Origin of the sequence: uncultured Nisaea sp., from assembly GCF_963974195.1 — a bacterium.
Classification (GTDB): Bacteria; Pseudomonadota; Alphaproteobacteria; order Thalassobaculales; family Thalassobaculaceae; genus Nisaea.
Genome location: NZ_CAXBDC010000200.1, coordinates 1 through 2546, shown reverse-complemented (window position 1 = coordinate 2546; position 2546 = coordinate 1). Strand labels below are relative to the sequence as shown.

Below are 2546 nucleotides of genomic sequence, written 5' to 3'. Positions count from 1 at the left end.
GGACGGACACCGCGCTTACCTGAATGCCGTTGAGGGAGCATTCGGGGCAGACGTGGACTATGCGATGCTTGTGAAAATTTACGGGGAAACGCCGGAGTCAGAAAAACGCTACAGCCCTGCCGAGTGCATCGGTGCGCGGAAAGAGCCGGTCACGGGGCGGCCCGACAAGGCGATGATTTCAACTTCGCACGTCGAGCGCCAGAACTTATCGATGCGGATGCACATGCGCCGGTTTACGCGGCTGACAAACGCATATTCCAAAAAGTTTGAGAACCACTGCCACATGGTTGCATTGTACACGGTCTGGTACAACTATGTGCGGATGCACAAGTCGCTCAAAGTGTCTCCAGCGATGGCGGCGGGTGTTTCAGAAACGCTTTGGGACATGGCGGATATCGTGAAACTGATTGATAAAGCTGCGCCGAAGCCGCGGCCCAGAGGAGCCTACAAAAAACGAACTTCTTAACATATATTATGGTATACGTTGCTCCTATGGACGACCGTTCCGGTCATCCAAGGACATAAGCAACTACATAAAAGGAGGTCAGAACATGGCGGATCGCAAGCAATTTCTTGGGGTTGGTGAAGCCGATGGTGAACTTCTTGAACTTCTTAAAACAGCAAAACAAAGAGAAGTAACAGAAGCCGAACTCCATGAGCAGCGAATCAGTTTCGCCTATGGGAACGCGATGAGTTCCGATGAGATAACGAAGGATAGCGTTCGGAGGTCATCGGAAAATATACGGCTTAGAGCGTAGGTAATTCGGCCCGCCTAGTGCGGGCCGTTTCTCATGTCAGTCCGATCCAAAGATAATCATGAACTTTTTCATAGGGTGCAGGAGCAAAACCTTCTGCGCCAATATGATCTGCTGACTAATAGCATTGAGATTGGCATAGAAAAGGGTATCGAAGCTTTCGATAAATATACCCTTTGGTCATTGAACCATGTTGCGGTCGCAAATATCGCTCAATTTGGCGGGCGCTACCGGGAGGAGCCAATATATGTTGGTGCTCATATCCCACCTCATTTTGATCGGGTTTCTGATGAGATGGACCGATTCTTTTCTGTCGTACATGAGAATTGGACCGTTATAGACCACCCCACTGTATTGCCAGCTTATGCGTTGTGGCGCCTCAATTGGATCCACCCGTTTGTTGAGGGCAACGGCAGAACAGCGCGGGCAGCCTGTTACTACTTAATCTGTATGAGGTTTGGCGCACTTCTGCCCGGAAACAAAATTGTACCGGAGAGGATCAGGGAAAATCGCGATCCGTACTATGCCGCTTTACAATCAGCGGACCGCGCATGGAACGATGGCCACTTCGATGTGAATGAATTGGCGAATTATTTGCAGGACCTTTTAAAGGCCCAGTTGGCTGACACATAGCTTCCGTCTTTCGCCGTGGTCTCACGTGATACCACGCCGGCTCACCCCGATATTTCAAACTGAGACACTACCCAGAATCCGATACTGATTCGACAGTATCAATCTGTCTTTCAGGGACAGGTCAAACGCACCGCCGTCAGGACCGTGACGCATCGTATCCCGCAGATCCTCTATGGCCCTGCGGAAAAGCTTGCTCAAATGATAACCTTTTTCGGCCGACAGTTCGTCCAGTTCACGCTTCAGTTCGTCGGTAATTCTAAAACTGACGGTTGCCATTCAGCGCCCTCCGCTTCGAAATCTCTTGTCCTGATCCTGGAATCCACTGCCTTGAAATTCTGTCAGCCTTTATGGCGGGACACTCGTCGTATATCACTCGTAATGCCTCAATCTTATCAAACACGGTATCTGTTTACCACCAAGGTTATTGTGTCCACTTTCCACTATTAAGAACGGTTCTCAACAAAGGGATTAATCATCGATTTTTATAGCAATTTAAGAATCCATGTCCAGCACACCAACCTTTCACGGCCCTCCAAAAGCTGAATATTAATACATCGTTCAAGCCGAAAATAAAAAATATATATTCATTAATTTTATTAAATCGAATTTATTACATATTTATTACAAATTCGCACTCACCACAAACTGAGCATTCCACTAATCCGTGCATCAGATGCAAATAAAGTCATATTGGAACTTACCTTCAATAGACTCGATTCCCGGATGCCACGAGGATCAAGGGGGCTGCCGTTTCAAAAACCAGCCTGTAGTGGGAGCCCCAAAACAGCCGAAAATCAGAAAACAAAGGTATTTGAATACCTTATTTCAAAGTTCCCAGAGCGAGAGGGACCGCAGGTTGACGGCCCGGCAGGCGAGGGCCCGGCACACGACTTACGCAGTAGCATCGGCCCGAAGGATGGTAGAACCATGGGAATCGATGCCGAAATCAACGCATCGGCGACGGCCCATAGCCTCGAGAAAGTCTTTCCGGCGATCCGGCGGCACTATCATCAGGAGAAAACCGCCACCGCCGGCCCCGCAGAGTTTCCCTGCAAGGGCACCCGCCTCGATAGCTGAATTGTAAAGACTGTCGATCTCGCAATCGCTGATTCGGGCGGACAAACGTCTCTTCAACTGCCATGACTCGGCAAGCAGCGG

At 49.4% G+C, this 2546-nt stretch carries 3 protein-coding genes and 2 pseudogenes; 3 read left to right on the top strand and 2 right to left on the bottom strand.

The genetic code is table 11. From position 1 onward, the window contains the following. The 3 genes and pseudogenes from AAC126_RS22170 to AAC126_RS22160 form a co-directional block, all read left to right on the top strand. Window positions 1-466, top strand: a pseudogene (locus tag AAC126_RS22170) (IS1 family transposase); the annotation flags it as partial. 85 nt (window positions 467-551) lie between these two features. Beyond that, window positions 552-758, top strand: a complete 207-nt coding sequence (locus tag AAC126_RS22165; protein ID WP_339857628.1) for a hypothetical protein — start codon at window positions 552-554, stop codon at window positions 756-758. 33 nt (window positions 759-791) lie between these two features. Next, window positions 792-1388 carry a Fic family protein gene (locus AAC126_RS22160; RefSeq protein WP_339857626.1) on the top strand — a complete coding sequence of 199 codons (597 nt, stop codon included), beginning with the start codon at window positions 792-794 and terminating at the stop codon, window positions 1386-1388. 54 nt (window positions 1389-1442) lie between these two features. On the opposite strand, the gene AAC126_RS22155 is transcribed toward AAC126_RS22160, so the two are convergent. Next, the gene (locus AAC126_RS22155) at window positions 1443-1664 is read right to left on the bottom strand and encodes a ribbon-helix-helix domain-containing protein (protein ID WP_339857625.1); all 222 of its coding nucleotides are present in this window, start codon (window positions 1662-1664) and stop codon (window positions 1443-1445) included. 615 nt (window positions 1665-2279) lie between these two features. After that, window positions 2280-2546, bottom strand: a pseudogene (locus AAC126_RS22150) (kinase); the annotation flags it as partial.